The organism is Photobacterium atrarenae (assembly GCF_024380015.1).
Taxonomy (GTDB): Bacteria; Pseudomonadota; Gammaproteobacteria; order Enterobacterales; family Vibrionaceae; genus Photobacterium; species Photobacterium atrarenae.
In genome coordinates, this window is record NZ_CP101508.1 from 242,430 (window position 1) to 264,971 (window position 22,542).

Genomic DNA, 22,542 nt, shown 5'->3' on the forward strand with positions numbered 1-22,542 from the left:
CGCTACCTGCATCTGGAGGGAGTGCGATGCTGGTTATTCGTCCGATTACAGAAGCCGACCTGCCGGCGCTGATGCAATGTGCAGAAGAGTCTGGGCATGGTTTTACCTCACTACCGGTCAATGAAGAGATCCTGAGCAATCGGATCGCCCATTCGGTAGAAAGTTTTGCCAAGCAAGTGACCAAGCCGGGGCCGGAAGGCTACCTGATGGTTGCGGAAGATACGGAAACCGGAGAGATTGCCGGTACGACAGCGATTGAAGCTGCCGTCGGGCTGGACACCCCATTTTATACTTATCATTTGAGCACCGTGGTCCATTCATCCCGTCGCCTCAACGTCCACAATGTGGTGAAAACCCTGACCTTGGGCAATGACTACACCGGGGTGAGCGAACTATGCACCTTGTTCCTGCGCCCGCAGTGGCGGGAAGGACTGAACGGCCGTTTGCTGTCCAAGTGTCGCTTCATGATGCTGGCTGAACACCCGGAGCGTTTTGATAAGACGATTATTGCGGAAATGCGTGGCGTTTCTGATGACGAAGGCCACTCGCCATTCTGGGAGTGGCTCAAAGAGCATTTCTTCTCCATTGATTTTACCCTGGCCGATTACCTGACCGGGATTGGCAAGAAAGGCTTTATCGCCGATCTGATGCCGAAGCTGCCGATTTACGTCAACCTGCTGAGCCCGGAAGCCCAGGCAGTGATTGGCGAGGTGCATGAAAAGACCCGGCCGGCACTGCGCCTGCTGGAAAAAGAAGGCTTCAGCTGCAAGGGTTATGTTGACATTTTTGATGCCGGCCCGACGGTGGAATGTGACGTGCGCCATATCGAGTCGGTCCGCCATTCTCAGCGCCTGACCGTTGCCATCGGCGAGGTGGTCGATGGGGGCGATTGTATCCTCAGTAATACCTCGTTCGAGAATTTCCGTGCCGTGGTTGGCAAGGTGGCATTGCAAAGCGAGAAGCAAGTGGCAGTGATGAGCGCTGAAATGGCAGAAGCACTGCAAGTACAAGCGGGCGATCAGGTTCGCCTGATTGAGCAATAACAGACGGGAGAACATCATGACACAATGGATTGCGGGTAAATGGCAACCTGGCCAAGGCGAAGCGATGCAGTCGCTTAACCCATTTAGCGGTGAGGTGATCTGGCAGGGCCAGAGCGCGACGGCTGAGCAGGTGGAGCAAGCCGTTGCCAGTGCCCGTCAGGCACTACTGAGCTGGCGCAAGACCGATCTGAGCGAGCGCCGGGCAATTGTTGAACGGTTTGCTGAGTTGGTGAAAGAGAACAGCGAGCACATTGCCCGGACGATTGCCGAAGAAACCGGTAAGCCGTTGTGGGAAACCCGCACCGAAGCCGGCGCTATGGTGGGCAAGATTGCCATTTCCCTGCGCGCCTATGAAGAGCGCACAGGCTATAAGCAGAAAGAAGTTGCCGGCGGTACCCAAGCCGTGCTACGCCACCGTCCGCTGGGCGTAATGGCCGTCTTCGGCCCGTACAACTTCCCGGGCCACCTGCCCAACGGCCATATTGTTCCGGCTTTGCTGGCGGGCAACACCGTGGTCTTCAAGCCGTCGGATCTGACGCCGAAAGTGGCGGAAGAAACCATGAAGCTGTGGCAACAGGCCGGCCTGCCGGATGGCGTGATCAACCTGGTCCAGGGCGCGCGTGCGACCGGTGAAGCCCTGGCGGGCTCACATGGCATTGACGGCCTGCTGTTTACCGGCAGTGCCAATACCGGCCATATCCTGCACCGTCAGTTTGCCGGTCAGCCGGGTAAAATGCTGGCGCTGGAAATGGGCGGCAACAACCCGATGGTGATCTCCAAAGATTATGGCGAGCTCGATGCCACTGTCTACACTATTATTCAGTCGGCCTTTATCAGTGCCGGTCAGCGTTGCACCTGTGCCCGTCGTCTGTACCTGCCGAAAGGCCCTGAAGGTGATGCTGTCTTGGCGCGTCTGGTTGAAGCGGCGTCTCAGCTCAACGTTGATGGCCCGTTTGCCGAACCGCAGCCGTTTATGGGCCCGCAGATCTCGGTTGCAGCTGCGGACAACATTATCCGTGCCCAGGCCAACCTGGTTGAGCTGGGTGGTGAGATGCTGCTGGAAGCCAAGCGTGGTCAGGGGGCGGTGGTGACACCGGGGATCATCGAAGTCAGCAAGATTGCTGAGCTGCCGGATGAAGAATACTTCGGTCCGCTGCTGCAGGTTGCACGCTATGACGATCTGGCGCAAGCGGTTGAGCTGGCCAATGACACGCGCTATGGCCTGTCAGCTGGTCTGGTCAGCACCCAGGACGATGAATGGCAGTACTTTATCGACCATATTCGTGCCGGGATTGTGAATCGCAACCGTCAGCTGACCGGGGCCAGCGGTGATGCGCCGTTCGGTGGTCCGGGCGCTTCCGGTAACCTGCGTCCGAGCGCGTACTATGCCGCCGATTACTGTGCGTACCCGATGGCCTCAATGGAAGGCGAGCACACCGAACTGCCGGCACAATTGTCGCCGGGGATCACTATGTAAGTCGCGCCGGCCGCGACACCGCGATTAGGTAAGGGGAACAAGTATCATGGAAAGGGTCGAGCAATTGTTTAACGCGCTGTGGCAGGATTATACCCAGCGCTTGTGTCCATCAGCCGCGCAGGTCCATGACCTGCTCGAGGAAGATGAACCCCTGCTCAACGATCATATCGCGCTGCGGACATTCAACCTGCCGCAGGTCGGTCTGGATCGTCTGGCGGCACCATTTATCGCCATTGGCTATAAGCCTTGCGGTAAGTACCACTTCGAAGCGAAAAAGCTGTATGCCGAGCACTTCGAGCACCCGAATCCGGCGGCGCCGAAGGTGTTTATCAGTGAGTTGCTGGTGGGTCAGTTCTCATCCTTGCTGCAGCAGACGGTACGTGATCTGGTGAACCAGGTGCCGGATGCGGCGCTGAAGGATCCGGCATTCCTCTACGGTGGCCGGTTGTGGGATCTCGATTATGCCACCTATGAGCTGTTGTCGGCGGAAAGTGAGTACGCCGGCTGGGTTGCGGCCCATGGCTTTGGTGCTAACCACTTTACCGTCAGCGTCAACCAGTTGGAGCAGTTTACTGAGGTACGCGAGGTGAATCACTTGCTGCGTCATAATGGTTTTGCGATCAATGAAGCGGGCGGTGAAGTGAAAGGCAGCCCGGCAGTGCTGCTGGAGCAGTCATCGACCATGGCCGATCGGGTACCGGTGAGCTTCCTGGATGGGATCCGTGAGATCCCGGGCGGCTTCTATGAGTTCGCCAAGCGCTATCCGACCGAAGATGGCGAGCTGTATCGCGGTTTTGTCGAAGCATCAGCCGATAAGATCTTCGAAAGTACAAATCAGTGATGGCGTGATCATCAGATATCCGGCGAAGCGCGAACCGTTTCGCTGAGCACTCAGCAGCCAGGGTAAGGTAACTACCCTGGCTGTTTTTTTCTAAGTGAGTAAAGTTGGTAATGGCTCGTGCTGGTTGTCGAGTGGTGGCACCCAGTCGCTTTCCTGATCCTGGTGGCGGCTTTCGGGATCTAGCGGCGGTTGTTGTTCCAGGTAATGGCGCGGGTCGCTAAAGCCGGTCATCTCGATGGTGGCGGGCAGTGCCTGCAAAACGGCTGGTGGTGTTGTGCTGGTGTTGGGGGCAAAACGCTCGATATCCATATCGTGACTTTCCGCTGCTTGTTGATGTGGTTGGTATCGTTCGCCAGTTGCTGCGTTGCTATCGGGCCGCAATGGCGGAGGATACTGATCCCATTGATATGCTCAATTTAGCAGCAAATATGCAGAGTGCAAGGGCGGAGAGGCGCCGGAAGTTAGGTCCAAATCACGGCGATGAAAAAAGCCGCACGGGGTGCGGCTTTTGAACGATTGAGCGGTCGGCGTTTAGCGAGTGCCGTAAACGACAATGGTTTTGCCGTGGGCTGAAATCAGGTTTTGTTCTTCCAGCATCTTCAGGATACGGCCGACGGTTTCACGTGAACAACCGACGATTTGACCAATTTCCTGACGCGTGATCTTAATCTGCATACCGTCCGGGTGGGTCATGGCATCTGGTTGCTTGGCCAGGTTCAGCAGGGTTTGGGCAATCCGACCGGTCACATCCAGGAAGGCCAGGTCACCGACTTTCTGGCTGGTGACTTGCAGGCGGCTCGCCATTTGCGCAGAAAGACGCATCAGGATATCCGGGTTGACCTGGATCAGCTGACGGAATTTCTTAAAGGAGATTTCAGCCACTTCACATGGGGTCTTGGCACGAACCCAGGCGGTACGCTCCTGGCCTTCTTCGAACAGGCCCAGCTCGCCAATGAAGTCGCCCTGGTTGAGGTAAGACAGGATCATCTCCTTGCCTTCTTCATCCTTGATCAATACGGCAACAGAACCCTTGACGATGTAGTAGAGTGTTTCTGCTTTCTCGCCGGCATGGATCAAAGTGCTCTTTGACGGGTATTTGTGGATGTGGCAATGGGAAAGAAACCACTCTAGCGTTGGATCTGTTTGAGGTTTACCTGGAACCATATTACTAACTTCCTCTGCGTTTGTTGCCCAGCAATGACATCCCTATAATTCGCGGCTGGGCATCACAATAACATTGTTCGCCGACTAGGATATGCCAGTCAGCCGCTGGGCTGCAAGCTCACGTGAATAATTAGTTGAGAGTTTATCTTTTTTCGCCGGGTTTTTCTTGATATTGATCTATCTGAAATTGGCATTTTGCCGTTGTAACTGTGCACATGATCACACACTTGTGAGATAGTGTCTGAAACCCCTGTCAGCAGTAAGGAGTAAGCAATGCAATCGCGAGTGAAATGGGTCGAAGAGATGACGTTTTTAGGTCAGTCCAACTCCGGCCACAGTGTGGTGATGGATGGCAATGGCGGGGCGACCGCACCGAGCCCGATGGAGCTGGTGCTGATGGCCGCCGGTGGCTGCAGCTCGGTTGATGTGGTGGACGGGCTAAAATCTGCCGGCCAGAAAATTACCGGCTGTGAAGCGCAAATTTCCTCCGAGCGCCGGGAGCAGGCACCGCGGATTTTTACCACGGCTAACCTGCATTTTGTGGTCACCGGTCACGACTTAGATGAAGCCCTGGTTGCCAAGACTGTAGCCGATTCGCTGGAGAAATACTGCTCGGTGTGCCTGATGCTGGGCGAAGGGGTGGAAATGACCCACTCCTGGGAAGTGGTTCCGGCCTAAACGGAGACGTGACGAGAAGGGCTGCCTTCTTGTCACGTCCCGGTGACAGGGCCGTCGTTGGCTTAGCCAATCTTCCCGGTTTCGATCAGCTGTTGGATCAGGGGCCGCATGATCAGCTCCATGGCGAAACTCATCTTGCCGCCCGGCACTACCAGGGTATTGTGGCGCGACATGAACGAGCCTTGGATCATTGCCAGCAGATACGGGAAATCGACATTTTTGATGCCGCGGAAACGGATCACCACAAAGCTCTCGTCCAGGCTGGGGATCGCCTTGGCGGTAAACGGGTTGGACGTGTCGACCGTCGGGACCCGCTGGAAGTTGATGTGGGTGCGGGAGAACTGCGGGGTGATGTAGTTGAGGTAATCATCCATCGAGCGGACCACCGACTCCATCACCGCTTCCCGGGAGTGGCCGCGGTCGCGGGTATCGCGGACAATTTTCTGGATCCATTCCAGGTTAACGATCGGCACCATGCCGATCAGCAAATCCACATGTTGGGCGACGTTGACATCGCCATCCACCACCCCACCGTGCAGCCCTTCATAGAACAACACATTGGTATTTTCCGGCAGATCCTGCCAGGGCGTGAAGGTGCCCGGCATCTGGTTATAGGGCACGGCTTCGTCAAAGGTGTGGAGATAGCGGCGAAATTTCCCGCTGCCGTCGTCGCCGTACTGGCGGAAAAAGTTCTCCAACTGGGCAAAGTCATTGGCCTGGGGACCAAAGTAACTGATGTGCCGGCCTTGTTCTTTTGCCTTGCGGATCTCGACGTCCATTTCCGGACGGGTGAAGCGGTGGAAGCTGTCGCCTTCCAGCCAGGCCGCATTGATGCCCATCATGTTGAACATTTTGCGAAAGGCTTCGGAAGTGGTCGACGTTCCGGCGCCCGAAGACCCCGTAACTGCAATAATTGGATGTTTTGCAGACATGACAAACCCTGTCGTTAACAATAACGGAAAGAGTTATTAACAGGCGAGCAGGGGGCAGGTCAAGCCGGATTGTCAAAATTGCAGGGGATCTGCCGCGATCGCGGAACGTTACGTACCCAGTTGGCGGCGAAGTTTGATATCGACCGTTTCATGCAGCTCGGAGAACACAATCACCGCTTCGCCGCTCTGCAGTTGCTGGCGCACGTGGCTGACCTTCTCGCGCATGCTGAGCTCCTGCTCACCGTAATCGGTGCCCTCACGCAGCACGAAGTGCTCAATCAGGTTGGTCAGGGTGTCCGGGTCGATCTCTTGCCAGGGAATAATCATGGTAAAACTCTACGCGCAATGTCAGATACTACGTCGATTATATTGACAATTTCATCGCTTGTAGAGTTCTCATCCCATGGTTTGAGCGCGACGGGTTCAGGTGCTGTGCCCAGTACGGGCTTCAAACCAGGCCGGGACGGTGTGTTCAAGCCAGAACTGTGGCTTGTTCCACGATCCGGCGACGAACCCGACATGGCCGCCATATGGACTGAGGTGGTAGTCAATGTTGTCAGGCAAGGGGGAGCGCGGGATCACGGCCGGGGTCATAAACGGATCGTCGGCGGCATGGATGATCCGCAGCGGGATGGTGATGTGCTGGAGCTTGTCGAGCCCGCTGCACTGGCGGTAGTAGTCCTCGGCATCTTTGAAGCCGTGCAGGGGGGCGGTGACCCTGTCGTCGAACTGGCGCAGGGAGCGGATGGCATCGACCTGCTCGAGGGCCAGCGGCATCTCCTCCGGCAGCGCCAGGACTTTCTGGCTGAGGTTTTTCTTCATCGAGCCGAGCAGGTATTGCTGGTAGAGCCGTGAGAAGCCCTGTTCGATCCGTGCCGAGCAGGACGCCAGGTTCAGCGGCGGGGAGATCACCTGGGCTGCGGCAAGCTCGCTGCGATCTTGATGCTCGGCCAGGTAGTTGACCAGCATGTTGCCGCCGAGCGAGACGCCGACGCCCCACAGTGGGTTGTCGGGAAACTGCTGTCGTAGCCAGCGCAGGAAGAAAGTCGCATCACTGGTCTCGCCTGAGTGGTAACTGCGTGCCAGGCGATTGATCTCGCCGCTGCAGCCGCGAAAGTGCATCATTACCCCGAGCCAGCCCCGGCGTTTTGCCGCATAGAGCAGGCCGTTGGCATACGGACTGTGAAAGCTGCCTTCCAGGCCATGAAACAGCACCAGGATCGGCTGATCACCCGGATAGCTGTCACTGGGGCCGGTCCAGGCGAGATCGAGAAAATCCCCGTCCGGGGTTTCAATCCGCTGAGTTTGCGGGGTAAAGAGCGGGGTACGCCGCAACAGGCGCGGCAGCAGGGTTTGCAGATGGGCGTTGCGCAGGCCACTGGCCGGTTCAAAAGGAGTCATGGGTGCTGGCTGATTGAGTTGAGTTCTTGGTGTTATAGCACAACTGCGGCTCAGATTGCGTCGTAGCCCTGAAGCCGGCGGAGCAGATCAAGCGGTACGGCCAGGGTGCGGGCGTACTGTTGCAGGTTGCTGGCAGAGGCCTCCCGGCGCAAGGGCAGCTGCGCCAGCTGGTCGAGCAGTGCTTGTTGCTGGCGTTTTTCTAAGGTGAGTTCAAAGTCGAGCAGCTGCTGATAGCCCGGGCGGTCGAGCTGGGGTTTGAGTGCGCGGCGCATGGCCCGGTAGGGGGTGAGCAGCGACTCGGTCTCGCTTAGTGCCTGGCACAGTTGATCCTGTCCGTGTTCGGGCAGGGCCTGCGCCTGGGTGTCGAGCCAGTGTAGTAGCAAGGCCAGATTGACATTACCGCGGTAGCGCTCTTGCAGCGTCAGGCAGGCTGGTTCGACGCCGGGGCGGACATAGTGCGCGAGGCAAAAAGGCCAGAACCCGGCCGGATCGGGCCGGGTCTGATCATGCGGCTGAGCCTGGGGCTGAGTGTGGGATTTGGCGTCAGCCATTGAACTCGGCTTCCATAGCTTCCAGCTGCTCCTGCAGATCCATCCAGGTCATCTCCATGTCTTCGAGCGCCGATTTGGCATCGCCCTGGCGTTGCAGTTGCTCGTTGAGGCGGGCTTTGTTCTCCGTGTCATAAATGCTCGGGTCAGACAGCTGGGCTTCGGCGTCGCTGATCTGAGCCATCAGTTTTTCCATCTGCTGGTCGAGTTTGTCGATCTGTTTGCGCAGCGGCGCGGTTTGTTTTCGAAACTCTGCTTCCAGTCGCTTTTGCTCTTTGCGCGAGGCGGCGCTGTGGTCTTTGTTGGTTTCCGGTTTGGTCGCCTGCTGTTCGCGGCGTTCGCTGCGCTGTTGCTCGGTCAGCCATTTGTGGTAGTCGTGCAGATCGCCGTTGAACGGCTCGACCTGTTGATCGTGCACCAGGTAGAGATCATCGGTGGTCGCCCGCAGCAGATAACGGTCGTGGCTGACGATGACCATAGCGCCGTCATAGGATTGCAGGGCCAGGGTCAGGGCCTGGCGCATGTCGAGATCCAGGTGGTTGGTCGGCTCATCGAGCAGCAGCAGGTTCGGGCGCTGCCATACAATCAGGGCCAGCACCAGGCGGGCTTTCTCGCCGCCGGAGAACGGGCCGACCGGCTCTAAGGCTTTGTCACCCTGAAAGCCAAAACTGCCGAGGTAGTCGCGCAGCTGTTGCTCGGTCGCCTGCGGGGCGATCCGCATCATGTGCTGTACCGGGGTATCTTCCAGGTACAGGGTTTCGAGCTGGTGCTGGGCGAAGTAGCCGATTTTGACTCCTTGCGAGTAGGTCAGATCGCCCGCTTTGGCGGGCAGCTCCCCGGACAGCAACTTGATCAGGGTTGACTTACCGGCGCCGTTGCGACCCAGCAGGCCGATCCGGCTGCCCGGCACCAGGTTGAGACGAATGTTATTCAAGATCAGTTTGTCGCCGTAACCTGCCATCACCTGATCCATCATCAGGATCGGGTTCGGCAGGGCCGCCGGTTCGCGAAATTCAAAAGTGAACGGGTTATCGAACTGTGCCGGCAGCACTTTTTCCATCCGCTCCAGCGCTTTGATCCGGCTCTGGGCCTGACGGGCCTTGCTGGCTTTGTAGCGGAAGCGGTCAATGTAGGACTGCATATGCGCCATTTGCTTCTGCTGCTTCTGGAACATCGCCTGTTGCAGGATCATCTTTTCCGCCCGCTGGGTTTCAAACGATGAGTAGTTGCCGGTATAGCTGTTCAGAGTCTGGTTTTCGATGTGGATGATCCGCCCGACCACAGGATCGAGGAAATCACGGTCGTGGGAGATCAGCACCAGGGTTCCGCGGTAGCTTTGCAGCCATTTCTCCAGCCACATCACGGCATCGAGATCCAGGTGGTTGGTCGGCTCATCGAGCAGCAGGAGATCGGAGCGGCACAGCAGCGCCTGGGCCAGGTTGAGGCGCATCCGCCAGCCCCCGGAGAACTGGGTCAGGTGCCAGTCCATTTGCGCCTGGGAAAAGCCCAGGCCGTCGAGCAGCTCGGCCGCCCGGGCCCGGATACTGTAGCCGCCGATGGTATCGAGCTTGCCGTGCAGTTCAGCCACCCGGGTGCCGTTATCGGCAGCTTCGGCAGCAACCAGGGCCTGCTCCAGCTGGCGGTATTCCCGATCGCCGTCAATCACGTATTCAATCGCGCTGCGCTCGAGCGCCGGGGTTTCCTGGGCCACCCAGGCCAGCTCCCAGTTGGCCGGCAACTGGCAGGTGCCGGCATCGACACTCAGTTCACCTTTCAGTAACGCAAACAGGGTAGACTTGCCGCAACCGTTCTTGCCGACCAGGCCGACTTTGTCGCCGGGATGGATGGTGGCTGAGGTATTGTTGAGAAGGGCTTTACCGCCCCGTAATAGCTGAATATCCGAAAAGGTGATCATCAACAGTATCGGGGGAACCCCGCTCCGCAAAAGTGCACGAAATGAGCGGCAGTCTATACCAAACATTCACGGACTGCTAACTTGAGAGCCTGAACCGCACGATATTGCAACAGAAACTGCTATGTGTGCAGATTCATGTCACTCAGGCGGCTGCAATTCTGTATGATGGGAGAGCGCTGTCGCATCATCGTTCTGCCTGCGCCCCGCGCCGCAGGTCAATGAAAGGGAAGTTATGACCACGCCAGAACAATCAAACCTTGGCTCACAGCTGCCGCGGATCCTGGTGATTTATGCCCACCCGGATCCGCAGGAATCGGTCGCCAACCAGGCGATGCTCCGCGGGATCGCGGATCTGCCGCATGTCACCATTCACGATCTGTACGGGACCTACCCGGATTTTTTTATTGATATCAGCCATGAACGCGAGCTGATCCGCCAGCACGACATCATCGTGTTCCAGCATCCGCTCTATATGTATTCCTGTCCGGCGCTGCTCAAGGAATGGATTGATACCGTGCTGAGCAAGGGCTTTGCCCATGGCGACGGTACCGGAACCATCGGCAAATACTGGCGCTCGGTGATCACAACCGGCGGGGCGGCAGAAGCCTACACCCCGGATGGTTATAACCGCTGTACCGTGGCGGAGATCCTGCGCCCGTTCGAGCTCTGTGCCGATCTGTGCCAGATGAGCTGGCTCGAGCCCCTGACCCTGCACTGGGCGCGGCGGATCCCGGCGCTGGAACTGGCCCAGCATATCGCGACCTACCGCGCATGGCTGACAGACCCATTTCACCCTGAGCAGGAGGTCGCGGATGGCGAGTGATGTGTTATCGGTCAGTGTGGTCTTTCTCGCTGCAGCTGTGGTCGCGGTGCCGATCGCCCAGCGTCTGGGCCTGGGCTCTGTGCTGGGATATCTGCTGGCGGGGATCGCGATTGGGCCCTGGGGACTGGGGCTGATCTCCGATGTCGATGCGATTTTGCATTTCTCTGAATTCGGGGTGGTGCTGCTGCTGTTTTTGATCGGCCTGGAGCTGAACCCCAAAAAGTTATGGCAGATGCGCAAACCGATCCTCGGCCTCGGCGGGAGCCAGGTGGTGGTGACCAGTGCGGTGATCACCGCGCTGGTGCTGGCCAGTCGCAACTTTTTTCCGGAGATCAGCTGGCGCGATGCGCTGGTGGTCGGCATGGGACTGGCGCTGTCGTCGACCGCGATTGCCCTGCGGGTGATTGAAGAGCAGAGCCTGGGCGGCAGCGAAACCGGGCAGGCCGGGTTTGCGGTGTTGCTGTTTCAGGATATCGCGGTGATCCCGATGCTGGCGGTGCTGCCGGCGCTGGCCGGTGGCGGGGGCGGCAGCTGGCTTGATTTTGCCTGGATGATCGGCGGCATTCTGGCCTTGCTGGTTGGCGGCCATTTTCTGCTCCGGCCGCTGTTTCGCTGGGTGGTGGTCAGCGGGGTGCGGGAGCTGTTCAATGTCGCCGCTTTGCTGCTGGTGATCGGGATCGCCCTGGGGATGCAATCGCTCGGCCTGTCGATGGCGCTGGGGACGTTTCTCGCCGGGGTGCTGCTGGCCGAGAGTGAATATCGTCATGAACTGGAAATTGCCATTGAGCCGTTTAAAGGCCTGCTCCTCGGCCTGTTCTTTATCTCGGTCGGGATGGCGGTCAATCTCGGCTTGTTGCTGGAGTATCCGTTGCAGATCCTGGCTGCGGTGATTGCACTGGTGTGTGTGAAGGGGCTGCTGCTTTACGGCCTGGCCCGGCTGTTCGGGATCCGCGCCAAGTCGCGCAGCCAGATGGCGGCGATCCTCAGTCAGGGTGGGGAGTTTGCCTTTGTGCTGTTTACCGCGGCAATGGGCGAGGGGCTGCTGGGGGCACAACTTTCTTCATTCTTGCTGGTGGTGGTCAGTCTCTCGATGATGACCACCCCGCTGATCCTGCTGCTGCAGGAGAAATGGTTTATCCGCACCTTCAGGGCTGAAGCCGAGGAGAGCATGGAAAGCGATGTGATTGATCGCGAGCCGCGGGTGATCATTACCGGGTTTGGCCGTTTCGGTCAGGTGGTGGGCCGGCTGCTGTTTGCCAATAAAATCCGGGTGACGGTGCTGGAGCGGGATCCGAGCCAGATCCAGTTTCTGCGCAAGTTCGGTTATAAGGTCTATTACGGTGATGCCACCCAGCTTGATCTACTGCGGGCCGCTGGGGCCGACAAAGCCGAGGCCATTATCATCTGTACTGATGAGCCCGATGAGGTGATGAAAATCGTCACCCTGTGCCAGCAGTATTTTCCGCAGCTCAAAGTATTGGCCCGGGCCCGGAGCCGGGTTGAAGCGCATCAATTGTTGGGACACGGGGTGGAGAGCTTTTCGCGGGAAACTTTTGCCGGCGCCCTTGATTTGGGTCGCCAGGCCCTTATATCTCTCGGCATGCATCCGTATAAAGCCCAGCGAGCAGAGGCGCATTTTCGTAAACTGGATACAACAGCCCTGCGTGATTTGTTGCCGCAACACTCCGAAGACGTCCATTTAGCTTCACGGGCCAAAGAGGCCCGCAAAGAACTGGAAGAGATTTTTGACCGGGAAATGCGCGGTGAGCGGGAGCGGCACAACGGCTGGGATTAATCAGGCTGCGTAGGCAGCCGACAAACAAGGAACTGGGTTATGGCAAAGAAACGTTTTATTGCCGGTGCGGTCTGCCCGCAGTGCCAGCAGAAGGATACCCTGCGCTGGTGGCAGGAAAATGAGATTGAACGGGTGGAGTGCGTGGCGTGTGAATACACTGATAGCCGGGCACCCCAGGCGGTTGAAGAAAGCGAGCAGCTGTCGCAGCAAACCAAAGATCAAGTAATTGGGATCTTTAAACCACAATAACGTCGTGGGGGTTGGCATCCGGGCCCCATTATCCGTTATCATGCGGGAAGATTTACACCGGGTACGGCTGGGCCGGCGCTGCGCCGAGAAGTCGATACTCACTCAACATCCTATACTGGAGTGAACATGAAAGTCGCTAAAGACATCGTAGTAAGCCTGGCTTATCAAGTGAAAACTGAAGATGGCGTGGTGGTAGACCAGTCGACAGCTGAAGCACCGCTGGATTACCTTCACGGCCACAACAACCTGATTGTGGGTCTGGAGAAAGCACTGGAAGGTCGTGAAGCAGGCGACAAATTCGAAGTGACCGTTGCTCCGGAAGAAGCCTATGGCGAGCACGTGGCTGAAATGGTGCAGCGTGTACCGGCCGATGTTTTCCAGGGCGTTGACGAAATTACCGTCGGCATGCGTTTCCTGGCTGAAACCGATCAGGGCCCAATCCCGGTTGAAGTGACCGAAGTCGACGGCGATCACGTAGTGGTTGACGGCAACCACATGCTGGCTGGTCAGACGCTGACTTTCAATGCAGAAGTTGTTGCCCTGCGTGAAGCGACGGCAGAAGAAATCGCTCACGGCCACATCCACCAGGGCGGTGGTTGTTGTGGTGGCGGCAGCTGTGGTGATCACGACCATGATCACGACCACGACGGTGGTTGCTGCTCGCACTAAGCCATCTGGCTTAGGCAAGGATTAAAAAAGGAAGCCTCGGCTTCCTTTTTTTTATCGCTACGCCGGCGAGGCCGGCACTGGGGGATATTAATAGTGTGGCGGTGGGGTCTCTTCGGACTCGCTGGCCATATTGGAAGGTTCTATCCCTTTGACTTTCCCAACCAGGAACTGCATCTGCGTTTGCATCTTGTCGATCACAAACTGTTGCTGGGTCAGCGCCTGATTGAGCTCTTCAATAGTCTGCTCCTGAAAGGCCTGCTTCATCTCCAGTTCGTCGATTTGGGCCTGTAGTTTTTCAATCTCGGTCATAGGGCAAAGGTCCGTTATTCTGTGATCCAGGCCTGGGCAATCCCGGCGGAAGTGCCGGAGACGACCTGCCCGTCTGGGGTAATGGCGACATCATACACCACTGCTGCCGGGGGTCGAGTGTCTTGTTGCGGCGCCGCTTCCCAGCGGCCGAGGTTTTCGCCGCTGGTGGTATCCCACAGCTCGATGCGCCGCGCCGGGGTGCCGGTGGCCAGCAGGCGGCCGTCATCGGAAAAGCGGGCGCTGGAGAGGTTCTGTTGCCGTAGTCGTACCGCCAGTTCGGCCTGTTTGTCGCCCGAGGCGAGGTTCCACAGATAGATATCATTGCCGCCGTCGGCGGTGAGGGCGAGGTTACCGTCGCGGTGCAGGGCGACCCGGCTGATCCGGGAGCTGTGGGCAAACTGGTAAATCACCTGGCCGGACTGGGTTTCCCACAAATAGGCATTGTGGTCATTGCCGCCGGACAGGGCGTACTGGCCGTTGGCTGACAGGGCCACCGAATTAACTTTTTCCCGGTGGGCCAGGAACTCCAGCCGCCGGCCGGTGCCTAAGTCGACGTACAGCGCCTTCCCGTTGGATAAACCGAGCAGGACATGCTGGCCGTTGTTGGCGATATCGACATCGCGGATGATCCCGTCTGAGATCGACCACAAGCCGTCGGACTGTCCCCAGGCCAGATCCCAGACTGCGAAATTCTGCGCCGTCGCCGTAATGGCATAGCGGTGGTTGTCGGATATCCGGCTCGACAGGACGGGATTGTGATGTGGATCTTGAGAACCAAAACCAGCTAACCTTTTGTTTTGCTGTAAGTCCCACAGCACGATACCTTGTTGTGTTGAATGAAAAAGCGCAAACCGGCCATCCCGGCTCAGGCTGAAGCTGGTGGCGCCTTCGGGGGCCAGTTTCCAGCGTTGGGATTCAGAACCTGAAAAAAAACAGCCGGTCAGGGTGAACAGTGCCAAAATAATGCTTAAGACTGGAATTTTTTTGTGCATTGCGTCAGGTTCCGGTTACTGGGCGTGTGATAGAACTGGGCAGTTTGAGTAAGTGACTGATTAAAAACCAATAAGGCAGTGACTTACTCCGGTTGCTATTAGTATATTGATATAGCGCGCTTTTCACACCCATAGTGAAGAGCCGAGGATAATTTTGAGGCATCCCCTCAGCAAATGATGGAGAAATACATGAAACCTGTTCTAAAGATGTCTGTTTTGGCTGCAACAATCCTACTGGCTGTAGGCTGCCAAGATGAGAAAGCAGCTGAAGCACAACCTGAAGCACCTGCCAAGGTGGAGCAGGTCGCATCTGATGCTGCAACAGAGTTTGCGTCTGAAAATGATAAAGCCGCCTATGCGATTGGTGCCTCACTGGCACAATACCTGTCGGCCAACCTGGATCAGCAGAAAGAGCTGGGCATGACGCTGGATCGTGAGCAGGTACTGGCAGGTGTCCGTGACGTGTTTGCCGGCAACAGCCGCCTGACGCCGGAAGAAACTCAACAGACGCTGCAGGATCTGGACAAGCGTGTTTCTGAGATGATGATGGCCAAAGCCCAGGAAGAAGCGGACAAGAACAGTAAGGTGGGTGATGATTTTCGCGCTGAGTTCGAAAAGCAAGAGGGCGTGATGAAGACGGATTCCGGCCTGCTGTACCAGGTGGAAACACAGGGAGAAGGGGAGAAGCCACAGGCAACCGATACGGTGAAAGTGCATTACAAAGGCACGCTGACCGACGGTACTGAGTTTGACAGTTCGTACAAGCGCAACCAGCCGGCGACCTTCCCGCTCAATCAGGTGATCCCGGGCTGGACTGAAGGGGTGCAACTGATGCCGGTTGGCTCGAAGTTCAAGTTTGTAATCCCGCCAGAGCTGGCTTACGGCTCGCAGGCAAACCCAAGCATTCCGGCCAACTCAACGTTGGTGTTTGAGGTTGAGCTACTCGATATCGTCAAATCTGAGCAGGCGGCGCCTGCAGCAGAAGACGAAGCAACGCAATAATTTGCGGGGCGGGCTGAAATGGCCCATCTGAACAACATAGAGAGAATAACCCGGCGATTGCCGGGTTTTTCATCATAAAGCGGGATAACCGGAGAGAGATAAATGTTCAGGCAGCTATCAGTATTCTGATAAACTTGCTAGAAAGATTTGAATGTATACCTCGTGTATTTCGTTTCAACATCGGGATTGGTGCTGAAACTAAATAAATAGGGTTTTGCAAGGAAGATATGACAAGTGGTTTCGACAGATAACTTTGGCACTGAAGTCATGGTAGAAAGTGACCTGATTGAAGCGCGGGCTTTCACTGAACATGACTATACCATTCTGCGCTCTTATGAAGCGGTCGTTGACGGGCTGGCAGCCCTGATCGGTCCGTTCTGTGAGATCGTGCTGCATTCGCTGGCCGATCTGAACACCTCGGCGATTAAAATTGCCAACGGTGAAAACACCGGCCGCAAAGTCGGCTCGCCGATCACCGATCTGGCGCTGCGGATGCTGCGCGATATCGAGGGCTCTGAGCGTAATTTTTCCCGGGCGTACTTTACCCGGGCAAAAGGCGGCGACCTAATGAAGTCGATCACCATTGCGATCCGCAATGGCGAGGGTCGGATCATCGGCCTGCTGTGTATTAATATCAACCTGGATGCGCCGTTCTCCCAGATCCTGCAATCGTTCATGCCGACTGATGAAGCCAAGCAGGCGGCTTCAAGCGTGAACTTTGCCAGCGATGTCGACGAGCTGGTGGATCAGACTGTCGAGCGGACGATAGAAGAGATCAACGCCGATAAGAATGTCTCCAACAATGCCAAGAACCGTCAGATTGTGATGGAGCTGTATGACAAGGGGATCTTTGATATCAAAGATGCTATCAACCGGGTGGCGGAGCGGCTGAACATTTCAAAACATACCGTGTATCTGTATATCCGCCAGCGCAAGACCGAGGATGGCGAGAAATGAGCCTGAACTATGCGCTGGTTGTCGACGGGCCGGCCTACGGTACCCAGGCGGCACGCTCAGCATTTCAGTTTGCCCAGGCGGTGATCGAACAAGGTCATCGCCTGTCTCGTGTGTTCTTCTATCAGGACGGGGTGCACAACGGCTCTGCGTTGTCGGCACCGGCATCTGATGAGTTCGATCTGGTGGCGGCCTGGCAACAGCTGGCAGCCCAGCACCAGATTGAGCTGCAAACCTGTGTCGCCGCTGCCCTGCGCCGCGGGATCGTCAGTGAGCAGGAAGCCGCGCAAAACCAGCTGCCGGGTCAGAATCTGGCAGCCGGGTTTGAACAAGCCGGGCTCGGCGGATTGTCCGAAGCCATGCTGACCGCTGATCGGGTGATCCAGTTTTAACGTATTTGATGTAAGAGCAGTGCATGAACTCATTAGGCTTTGTTTTTCACACCGCCCCTCATGGCAGCACCAGCGGCCGTGAAGGCCTGGATGCAGTGCTGGCGACGTCAGCTTACAGTGAAGCAATCCAGGTGTTTTTTATCGGTGACGGGGTGTTCCAGCTGCTGGCCGGCCAACAGCCGGAGCTGATCCTGTGCCGGGACTATATTGCCACCTTTAAGATGCTGGAGTTGTACGATATTGAGCAGGTGTATGTTTGTCAGCAGTCGCTGTCAGAGCGCGGAGTCGATCCCGCATCCCTGTTGATTGAAGCCGAAGTGCTCCCTGTCGATGCACTCAGTGCCCAGCTCCACCAATGTCAGCGTGTGCTGAGTTTCTGAGGACTTTATGCTTCATACCATATCAACTTCCCCGTTTCAGACTCAGGCCCTGCAGCGCTGCCTTCGCTACCTCGGCCCAGAAGACGAAATTCTGCTGATCCAGGATGCGGTGGTGGCCGGGATTGAAAAAAATACCTGGTGCGAGACGCTCGCCCTGGCGGGCGTAAAAATATATTTACTGGAAGCTGATCTGTTGGCCCGAGGATTGCGGGGACAGGTAGTTGATGGCTTTTATATTGTTGATTTATCAGGGTTTGTTGAGTTGACGGTACGTCATGACACACAAATGAAATGGGCATAGTTTCCGCTTGTCGGCTGGGCTACCGTCCGCTTTGACCGATTGTCTAAGAAATGATCATCCCATTGATCGTTGGTTATATCTTGACACCCATAGGTCCGATGCCTAAAATTTCGCGTCCTCCTGTTGTTGGGAGGCAGATTTTTCACACTTACGAAAGTAATTTCAGGAGCTATTTAATGGCAACTATTAACCAGCTGGTACGCAAGCCACGTGCAAAGCAAGTTGTTAAAAGCAACGTGCCTGCACTAGAAGCGTGTCCACAAAAACGTGGTGTATGTACTCGTGTATACACTACTACTCCTAAGAAACCAAACTCAGCACTACGTAAAGTGTGCCGTGTTCGTCTGACGAACGGTTTCGAAGTAACTTCATACATCGGCGGTGAAGGCCACAACCTGCAAGAGCACAGTGTTGTTCTGATCCGTGGTGGTCGTGTTAAAGACCTTCCTGGTGTTCGCTACCACACTGTTCGTGGTGCACTTGACTGTGCAGGCGTTAATGACCGTAAACAAGGTCGTTCTAAGTACGGTGTGAAGCGTCCTAAGTCTTAATGGATTCCGTTAAGTAAGGCCAAACACTAAAATTATTTAATTTTGAAGAAACTGAAAAGTTTTGGATAACCTGAAGAAGACAACGGAGAATTTCCATGCCACGTCGTCGCGTAATCGGTCAGCGTAAGATCCTTCCAGATCCAAAGTTCAAATCTGAACTGCTGGCAAAATTCGTTAACATCCTAATGGTTGACGGTAAAAAATCTACTGCAGAGAAAATTGTTTACACTGCACTGGATTCAATGGCTGAGCGTTCTGGTGAAGAACACCTGGCTATCTTTGAAAAAGCTCTTGAAAACGTTCGTCCAGCGGTAGAGGTTAAATCTCGCCGTGTGGGTGGTTCAACTTACCAGGTGCCAGTAGAAGTACGTCCAGTACGTCGTAATGCTCTGGCAATGCGTTGGTTGGTTGAAGCTGCGCGTAAGCGTGGTGAAAAATCTATGGCTCAGCGTCTGGCTGCTGAAATGCTGGATGCCGCTGACAACAAAGGTTCTGCTGTTAAGAAACGTGAAGACGTTCACCGTATGGCAGACGCGAACAAAGCGTTCGCACATTACCGCTGGTAATCACCCCGGTAATACCAATTGGGCGCAGCAAGCTTGGCTTGCTGCGCCTGCACCATATTCTAAGGACCCCCTTAGTAAGAGGATACAGCCGTGGCTCGTAAAACGCCTATCGAGCGCTACCGCAATATCGGTATCTGTGCTCACGTTGACGCCGGTAAAACAACAACTACCGAGCGTATCCTGTTTTATACAGGCTTGTCTCACAAAATCGGTGAAGTTCACGACGGCGCAGCTACCATGGACTGGATGGAGCAGGAGCAGGAGCGTGGTATCACCATCACATCTGCTGCAACGACTACCTTCTGGCGTGGTATGGAAGCGCAGTTCCCTGAACATCGCGTCAATATCATCGATACTCCAGGACACGTTGACTTCACTATCGAAGTAGAGCGTTCCCTGCGTGTGCTTGACGGTGCTGTGGTCGTGTTCTGTGGTTCTTCCGGTGTAGAGCCTCAGTCTGAGACTGTATGGCGTCAGGCTGATAAATACCATGTTCCTCGTATGGTATTCGTAAACAAGATGGACCGTGCTGGTGCTGACTTCCTGCGGGTGGTTGACCAGATCAAAAACCGTCTTGGTGCGACCCCAGTTCCAATTCAGTTGAACATTGGTGCTGAAGACGAATTCAAAGGTGTTGTTGATCTCATCAAGATGAAGGCCATCAACTGGAATGAAGCCGATCAGGGTATGTCATTTACCTATGAGGACATTCCGGCAGATATGGTCGAACTTGCTGAAGAATGGCGTCAGAACCTAGTTGAATCTGCGGCAGAAGCTTCTGAAGAGCTGATGGATAAGTACCTGGAAGAAGGTGACTTGTCTGAAGCCGAGATCAAAGCCGGTCTGCGTCAGCGTACGCTGGCGAACGAGATCGTGCTGGCAACCTGTGGTTCAGCATTTAAGAACAAAGGGGTTCAGGCGGTACTGGATGCCGTGATTGAATTCCTGCCTTCACCGACGGACGTGAAATCGATCCGGGGTGAGGACGAACAAGGAAACGAGATTGAACGTCACTCCAGCGATGATGAACCATTTGCTGCGCTGGCGTTTAAGATCGCAACCGACCCGTTTGTTGGGACATTGACCTTCATGCGTGTGTACTCGGGCGTTGTGAATTCCGGCGATACCGTCTACAACTCTGTTAAAGAGAAGCGCGAGCGTTTCGGTCGTATCGTTCAGATGCACTCGAACAAGCGTGAAGAAGTCAAAGAAGTCCGTGCGGGTGATATTGCAGCAGCAATCGGCCTGAAATACGCAACGACCGGGGATACCCTGTGCAATCCGGATCACAAAGTGATTCTGGAGCGGATGGAATTCCCAGAGCCGGTGATTCAGATTGCTGTTGAGCCGAAGTCGAAAGCGGACCAGGAAAAGATGGGGATCGCGCTGGGTAAACTGGCGGCAGAAGATCCATCATTCCGCGTTGAGACGGATGATGAAACCGGTCAGACACTGATCTCTGGGATGGGTGAGCTGCACCTGGACATCATCGTAGACCGTATGAAGCGTGAGTTCAGCGTTGAATGTAACGTGGGTAAACCTCAGGTTGCATACCGTGAAACCATTCGTGGTAAGGCGGAAGTTGAAGGCAAATTCGTACGTCAGTCCGGCGGTCGTGGCCAGTACGGTCATGTCTGGCTGAAAATTGAGCCGTCAGAGCAAGGTGAAGGCTTTGTCTTTGTTGATGAAGTCGTCGGTGGTGTGGTTCCGAAAGAATATATCAGCTCCGTTGCCAAAGGTATCGAAGAGCAGATGAATAACGGTGTTCTGGCCGGTTATCCGGTACTGGACGTGAAAGCGACACTGTTTGACGGCTCTTACCACGATGTTGACTCCAGCGAAATGGCGTTTAAGATCGCGGGCTCAATGGCCTTCAAGAAAGGGGCGCTTGAAGCAACCCCTGTTATTCTTGAGCCAATGATGAAAGTTGAAGTAACCACACCAGAAGACTGGATGGGTGATGTTGTGGGTGACCTGAACCGTCGCCGCGGCATGATCGAAGGGATGGATGAAGGCCCAGCGGGTCTGAAAATCATCCGCTCTCAGGTCCCTCTGTCTGAGATGTTCGGTTACGCAACCGATCTACGTTCAGCAACTCAGGGTCGTGCATCCTATTCGATGGAGTTCAGCGAATATGCTGAAGTTCCTAAGAATGTTGCCGATCGAATTATTGCTGAGCGCACTTAATTTGAATATTGCGTCATGCTTCGTTGGCGCATAGAATACAGGCTTCGGACGCGCCCCCGACCTAGTAGGGGGCGTATCTTAACTAGGAAGGAACACGATCGTGTCTAAAGAAAAATTTGAACGTACGAAACCGCACGTTAACGTTGGTACTATCGGCCACGTTGACCACGGTAAAACTACTCTGACTGCAGCTATCTGTACTACTCTGGCAAAAGTTTACGGCGGTGAAGCAAAAGACTTCGCTTCTATCGATAACGCGCCAGAAGAGCGTGAGCGTGGTATCACCATCGCGACTTCTCACGTTGAGTACGACACGCCAGCTCGTCACTACGCACACGTAGACTGCCCAGGACACGCCGACTATGTTAAAAACATGATCACCGGTGCTGCGCAGATGGACGGTGGTATCCTGGTTGTTGCTGCAACTGATGGCCCTATGCCTCAGACTCGTGAGCACATCCTGCTGGGTCGTCAGGTTGGTATCCCTTACATCATCGTATTCATGAACAAGTGTGACATGGTTGATGATGAAGAGCTGCTAGAGCTGGTTGAAATGGAAGTTCGTGAACTTCTGTCTGAGTACGACTTCCCAGGTGACGACTGCCCAGTAATCATGGGTTCTGCTCTGGGCGCTCTGAACGGCGAGAAAGAGTGGGAAGACAAGATTGTTGAGCTGGCTGAAGCACTGGATTCTTACATCCCAGAGCCAGAGCGTGCGATCGACAAGCCATTCATCCTGCCAATCGAAGACGTATTCTCAATCCAGGGCCGTGGTACTGTTGTAACTGGTCGTGTTGAGCAAGGTGTTATCACTGTTGGTGACGAAGTAGAAATCGTTGGTATGAAAGATACAACAACGACTACTTGTACTGGCGTTGAGATGTTCCGTAAGCTTCTGGACGAAGGCCGTGCCGGTGAGAACGTTGGTGTTCTGCTGCGTGGTACTAAGCGTGACGAAGTTGAGCGTGGTCAAGTTCTGGCGAAGCCAGGTTCTATCACTCCGCACACTAAGTTCGAGTCTGAAGTATACGTGCTGTCTAAAGACGAAGGTGGCCGTCATACGCCGTTCTTCAAAGGCTACCGTCCACAGTTCTACTTCCGTACAACTGACGTGACTGGTACTATCGAGCTGCCAGAAGGCGTTGAGATGGTAATGCCAGGCGACAACATCAAGATGGTTGTTGAGCTGATCGCTCCAATCGCAATGGACGAAGGTCTGCGCTTCGCAATCCGTGAAGGTGGCCGTACCGTTGGTGCTGGTGTTGTTGCAAACATCCTCGCTTAATTGCGTGATTGTTTGACGACATAAAAAGGGGAGCTTCGGCTCCCTTTTTTGATCCTGCAAAACTACTTAAATAACCAGCAGGCATACG

Annotated in this window: 26 protein-coding genes; 17 read left to right on the forward strand and 9 right to left on the reverse strand. The window is 55.5% G+C overall.

Annotated features, from left to right (window positions below; translation table 11 throughout):
- The first annotated feature begins 26 nt into the window (after positions 1–26).
- From astA to NNL38_RS01170, 3 genes are read left to right on the forward strand one after another with little or no spacing between them, the layout of a single operon-like run.
- Positions 27–1,043, forward strand: coding sequence for an arginine N-succinyltransferase (gene astA / locus NNL38_RS01160; protein WP_255389223.1), 1,017 nt, complete (start codon positions 27–29; stop codon positions 1,041–1,043).
- A gap of 16 nt (positions 1,044–1,059) precedes the next feature.
- A complete protein-coding gene (astD, locus tag NNL38_RS01165; protein ID WP_255389224.1) occupies positions 1,060–2,520 on the forward strand; it encodes a succinylglutamate-semialdehyde dehydrogenase in 1,461 nt (486 codons plus the stop codon).
- 46 nt (positions 2,521–2,566) lie between these two features.
- A complete protein-coding gene (locus NNL38_RS01170; RefSeq protein ID WP_255389225.1) occupies positions 2,567–3,361 on the forward strand; it encodes a DUF1338 domain-containing protein in 795 nt (264 codons plus the stop codon).
- A 90-nt stretch (positions 3,362–3,451) separates the two neighbouring features.
- Here the strand turns inward: NNL38_RS01170 and NNL38_RS01175 are convergent, their stop codons facing one another.
- Positions 3,452–3,670, reverse strand: coding sequence for a hypothetical protein (locus NNL38_RS01175; protein WP_255389226.1), 219 nt, complete (start codon positions 3,668–3,670; stop codon positions 3,452–3,454).
- A 222-nt stretch (positions 3,671–3,892) separates the two neighbouring features.
- Positions 3,893–4,525, reverse strand: coding sequence for a cAMP-activated global transcriptional regulator CRP (gene crp / locus NNL38_RS01180; RefSeq protein ID WP_036801200.1), 633 nt, complete (start codon positions 4,523–4,525; stop codon positions 3,893–3,895).
- Positions 4,526–4,798: 273 nt separating this feature from the next.
- Here crp and NNL38_RS01185 point away from each other — a divergent pair, with 273 nt between their 5' ends.
- Positions 4,799–5,203, forward strand: a complete 405-nt coding sequence (locus NNL38_RS01185) for an OsmC family protein (protein WP_255389227.1) — start codon at positions 4,799–4,801, stop codon at positions 5,201–5,203.
- Between the two features lie 62 nt (positions 5,204–5,265).
- On the opposite strand, the gene NNL38_RS01190 is transcribed toward NNL38_RS01185, so the two are convergent.
- The 5 genes from NNL38_RS01190 to NNL38_RS01210 all read right to left on the reverse strand — a co-directional run bounded on the left by NNL38_RS01190 (position 5,266) and on the right by NNL38_RS01210 (position 9,999).
- The gene (locus NNL38_RS01190; RefSeq protein ID WP_255389228.1) at positions 5,266–6,135 is read right to left on the reverse strand and encodes a phosphoribulokinase; all 870 of its coding nucleotides are present in this window, start codon (positions 6,133–6,135) and stop codon (positions 5,266–5,268) included.
- A 108-nt stretch (positions 6,136–6,243) separates the two neighbouring features.
- Positions 6,244–6,462, reverse strand: a complete 219-nt coding sequence (locus tag NNL38_RS01195; RefSeq protein ID WP_255389229.1) for a YheU family protein — start codon at positions 6,460–6,462, stop codon at positions 6,244–6,246.
- A 96-nt stretch (positions 6,463–6,558) separates the two neighbouring features.
- Complete coding sequence (locus NNL38_RS01200) at positions 6,559–7,536, reverse strand: hydrolase (RefSeq protein WP_255389230.1); 978 nt, start codon at positions 7,534–7,536, stop codon at positions 6,559–6,561.
- Between the two features lie 50 nt (positions 7,537–7,586).
- Positions 7,587–8,087: a TIGR02444 family protein gene (locus NNL38_RS01205; RefSeq protein WP_255389231.1), complete on the reverse strand. Its 501-nt coding sequence runs from the start codon at positions 8,085–8,087 to the stop codon at positions 7,587–7,589.
- Positions 8,080–9,999 carry an ABC transporter ATP-binding protein gene (locus NNL38_RS01210; protein ID WP_255389232.1) on the reverse strand — a complete coding sequence of 640 codons (1,920 nt, stop codon included), beginning with the start codon at positions 9,997–9,999 and terminating at the stop codon, positions 8,080–8,082. Before NNL38_RS01210 ends, NNL38_RS01205 begins: the two co-directional genes overlap by 8 nt.
- A gap of 232 nt (positions 10,000–10,231) precedes the next feature.
- Here NNL38_RS01210 and kefG point away from each other — a divergent pair, with 232 nt between their 5' ends.
- The 4 genes from kefG (at position 10,232) to slyD (ending at position 13,535) form a co-directional block, all read left to right on the forward strand.
- Entirely contained in the window at positions 10,232–10,822 is a 591-nt protein-coding gene (gene kefG, locus NNL38_RS01215; protein WP_255389233.1) for a glutathione-regulated potassium-efflux system ancillary protein KefG, read from the forward strand.
- The gene (kefB, locus tag NNL38_RS01220; RefSeq protein WP_255389234.1) at positions 10,812–12,617 is read left to right on the forward strand and encodes a glutathione-regulated potassium-efflux system protein KefB; all 1,806 of its coding nucleotides are present in this window, start codon (positions 10,812–10,814) and stop codon (positions 12,615–12,617) included. Before kefG ends, kefB begins: the two co-directional genes overlap by 11 nt.
- Positions 12,618–12,656: 39 nt before the next feature.
- Entirely contained in the window at positions 12,657–12,866 is a 210-nt protein-coding gene (locus NNL38_RS01225) for a YheV family putative zinc ribbon protein (RefSeq protein ID WP_255389235.1), read from the forward strand.
- A 126-nt stretch (positions 12,867–12,992) separates the two neighbouring features.
- Entirely contained in the window at positions 12,993–13,535 is a 543-nt protein-coding gene (gene slyD, locus NNL38_RS01230) for a peptidylprolyl isomerase (RefSeq protein WP_255389236.1), read from the forward strand.
- Positions 13,536–13,622: 87 nt separating this feature from the next.
- On the opposite strand, the gene NNL38_RS01235 is transcribed toward slyD, so the two are convergent.
- Positions 13,623–13,844, reverse strand: coding sequence for a SlyX family protein (locus NNL38_RS01235; RefSeq protein ID WP_255389237.1), 222 nt, complete (start codon positions 13,842–13,844; stop codon positions 13,623–13,625).
- Positions 13,845–13,858: 14 nt separating this feature from the next.
- Entirely contained in the window at positions 13,859–14,836 is a 978-nt protein-coding gene (locus tag NNL38_RS01240) for a WD40 repeat domain-containing protein (protein WP_255389238.1), read from the reverse strand.
- Positions 14,837–15,025: 189 nt separating this feature from the next.
- Here NNL38_RS01240 and fkpA point away from each other — a divergent pair, with 189 nt between their 5' ends.
- The 9 genes from fkpA to tuf all read left to right on the forward strand — a co-directional run bounded on the left by fkpA (position 15,026) and on the right by tuf (position 22,454).
- Entirely contained in the window at positions 15,026–15,838 is an 813-nt protein-coding gene (gene fkpA / locus NNL38_RS01245) for an FKBP-type peptidyl-prolyl cis-trans isomerase (RefSeq protein ID WP_255389239.1), read from the forward strand.
- 234 nt (positions 15,839–16,072) lie between these two features.
- Entirely contained in the window at positions 16,073–16,795 is a 723-nt protein-coding gene (locus tag NNL38_RS01250; protein ID WP_255389240.1) for a helix-turn-helix transcriptional regulator, read from the forward strand.
- Positions 16,792–17,184 carry a sulfurtransferase complex subunit TusD gene (gene tusD, locus NNL38_RS01255; protein ID WP_255389241.1) on the forward strand — a complete coding sequence of 131 codons (393 nt, stop codon included), beginning with the start codon at positions 16,792–16,794 and terminating at the stop codon, positions 17,182–17,184. The genes NNL38_RS01250 and tusD overlap by 4 nt, the downstream gene beginning before the upstream one ends.
- Before the next feature lie 23 nt (positions 17,185–17,207).
- Complete coding sequence (gene tusC / locus NNL38_RS01260) at positions 17,208–17,564, forward strand: sulfurtransferase complex subunit TusC (protein WP_255389242.1); 357 nt, start codon at positions 17,208–17,210, stop codon at positions 17,562–17,564.
- 7 nt (positions 17,565–17,571) lie between these two features.
- Positions 17,572–17,865, forward strand: a complete 294-nt coding sequence (gene tusB, locus NNL38_RS01265; protein WP_255389243.1) for a sulfurtransferase complex subunit TusB — start codon at positions 17,572–17,574, stop codon at positions 17,863–17,865.
- A 176-nt stretch (positions 17,866–18,041) separates the two neighbouring features.
- Positions 18,042–18,416 (forward strand): 30S ribosomal protein S12, encoded by a 375-nt coding sequence (rpsL, locus tag NNL38_RS01270; RefSeq protein WP_004399892.1) that lies wholly within the window; start codon positions 18,042–18,044, stop codon positions 18,414–18,416.
- A gap of 95 nt (positions 18,417–18,511) precedes the next feature.
- Positions 18,512–18,982: a 30S ribosomal protein S7 gene (gene rpsG, locus NNL38_RS01275; RefSeq protein WP_255389244.1), complete on the forward strand. Its 471-nt coding sequence runs from the start codon at positions 18,512–18,514 to the stop codon at positions 18,980–18,982.
- A 90-nt stretch (positions 18,983–19,072) separates the two neighbouring features.
- The gene (fusA, locus tag NNL38_RS01280) at positions 19,073–21,169 is read left to right on the forward strand and encodes an elongation factor G (protein WP_255389245.1); all 2,097 of its coding nucleotides are present in this window, start codon (positions 19,073–19,075) and stop codon (positions 21,167–21,169) included.
- Positions 21,170–21,269: 100 nt separating this feature from the next.
- On the forward strand, positions 21,270–22,454 hold the full coding sequence (tuf, locus tag NNL38_RS01285; protein ID WP_255389246.1) for an elongation factor Tu: 1,185 nt from the start codon (positions 21,270–21,272) through the stop codon (positions 22,452–22,454).
- Positions 22,455–22,542: the final 88 nt, after the last annotated feature.

Coding starts and splice junctions, on each gene's coding strand:
- kefG (WP_255389233.1), top strand. CDS start 10,232: ATGACCACGCCAGAACAATCAAACCTTGGCTCACAGCTGCCGCGGATC.
- astD (WP_255389224.1), top strand. CDS start 1,060: ATGACACAATGGATTGCGGGTAAATGGCAACCTGGCCAAGGCGAAGCG.
- fkpA (WP_255389239.1), top strand. CDS start 15,026: ATGAAACCTGTTCTAAAGATGTCTGTTTTGGCTGCAACAATCCTACTG.
- tusC (WP_255389242.1), top strand. CDS start 17,208: ATGAACTCATTAGGCTTTGTTTTTCACACCGCCCCTCATGGCAGCACC.
- NNL38_RS01175 (WP_255389226.1), bottom strand. CDS start 3,670: ATGGATATCGAGCGTTTTGCCCCCAACACCAGCACAACACCACCAGCC.
- NNL38_RS01185 (WP_255389227.1), top strand. CDS start 4,799: ATGCAATCGCGAGTGAAATGGGTCGAAGAGATGACGTTTTTAGGTCAG.
- rpsL (WP_004399892.1), top strand. CDS start 18,042: ATGGCAACTATTAACCAGCTGGTACGCAAGCCACGTGCAAAGCAAGTT.
- NNL38_RS01195 (WP_255389229.1), bottom strand. CDS start 6,462: ATGATTATTCCCTGGCAAGAGATCGACCCGGACACCCTGACCAACCTG.
- rpsG (WP_255389244.1), top strand. CDS start 18,512: ATGCCACGTCGTCGCGTAATCGGTCAGCGTAAGATCCTTCCAGATCCA.
- NNL38_RS01235 (WP_255389237.1), bottom strand. CDS start 13,844: ATGACCGAGATTGAAAAACTACAGGCCCAAATCGACGAACTGGAGATG.
- NNL38_RS01205 (WP_255389231.1), bottom strand. CDS start 8,087: ATGGCTGACGCCAAATCCCACACTCAGCCCCAGGCTCAGCCGCATGAT.
- tusB (WP_255389243.1), top strand. CDS start 17,572: ATGCTTCATACCATATCAACTTCCCCGTTTCAGACTCAGGCCCTGCAG.
- NNL38_RS01210 (WP_255389232.1), bottom strand. CDS start 9,999: ATGATCACCTTTTCGGATATTCAGCTATTACGGGGCGGTAAAGCCCTT.
- kefB (WP_255389234.1), top strand. CDS start 10,812: ATGGCGAGTGATGTGTTATCGGTCAGTGTGGTCTTTCTCGCTGCAGCT.
- NNL38_RS01200 (WP_255389230.1), bottom strand. CDS start 7,536: ATGACTCCTTTTGAACCGGCCAGTGGCCTGCGCAACGCCCATCTGCAA.
- slyD (WP_255389236.1), top strand. CDS start 12,993: ATGAAAGTCGCTAAAGACATCGTAGTAAGCCTGGCTTATCAAGTGAAA.
- NNL38_RS01170 (WP_255389225.1), top strand. CDS start 2,567: ATGGAAAGGGTCGAGCAATTGTTTAACGCGCTGTGGCAGGATTATACC.
- tusD (WP_255389241.1), top strand. CDS start 16,792: ATGAGCCTGAACTATGCGCTGGTTGTCGACGGGCCGGCCTACGGTACC.
- NNL38_RS01225 (WP_255389235.1), top strand. CDS start 12,657: ATGGCAAAGAAACGTTTTATTGCCGGTGCGGTCTGCCCGCAGTGCCAG.
- NNL38_RS01240 (WP_255389238.1), bottom strand. CDS start 14,836: ATGCACAAAAAAATTCCAGTCTTAAGCATTATTTTGGCACTGTTCACC.
- NNL38_RS01190 (WP_255389228.1), bottom strand. CDS start 6,135: ATGTCTGCAAAACATCCAATTATTGCAGTTACGGGGTCTTCGGGCGCC.
- astA (WP_255389223.1), top strand. CDS start 27: ATGCTGGTTATTCGTCCGATTACAGAAGCCGACCTGCCGGCGCTGATG.
- crp (WP_036801200.1), bottom strand. CDS start 4,525: ATGGTTCCAGGTAAACCTCAAACAGATCCAACGCTAGAGTGGTTTCTT.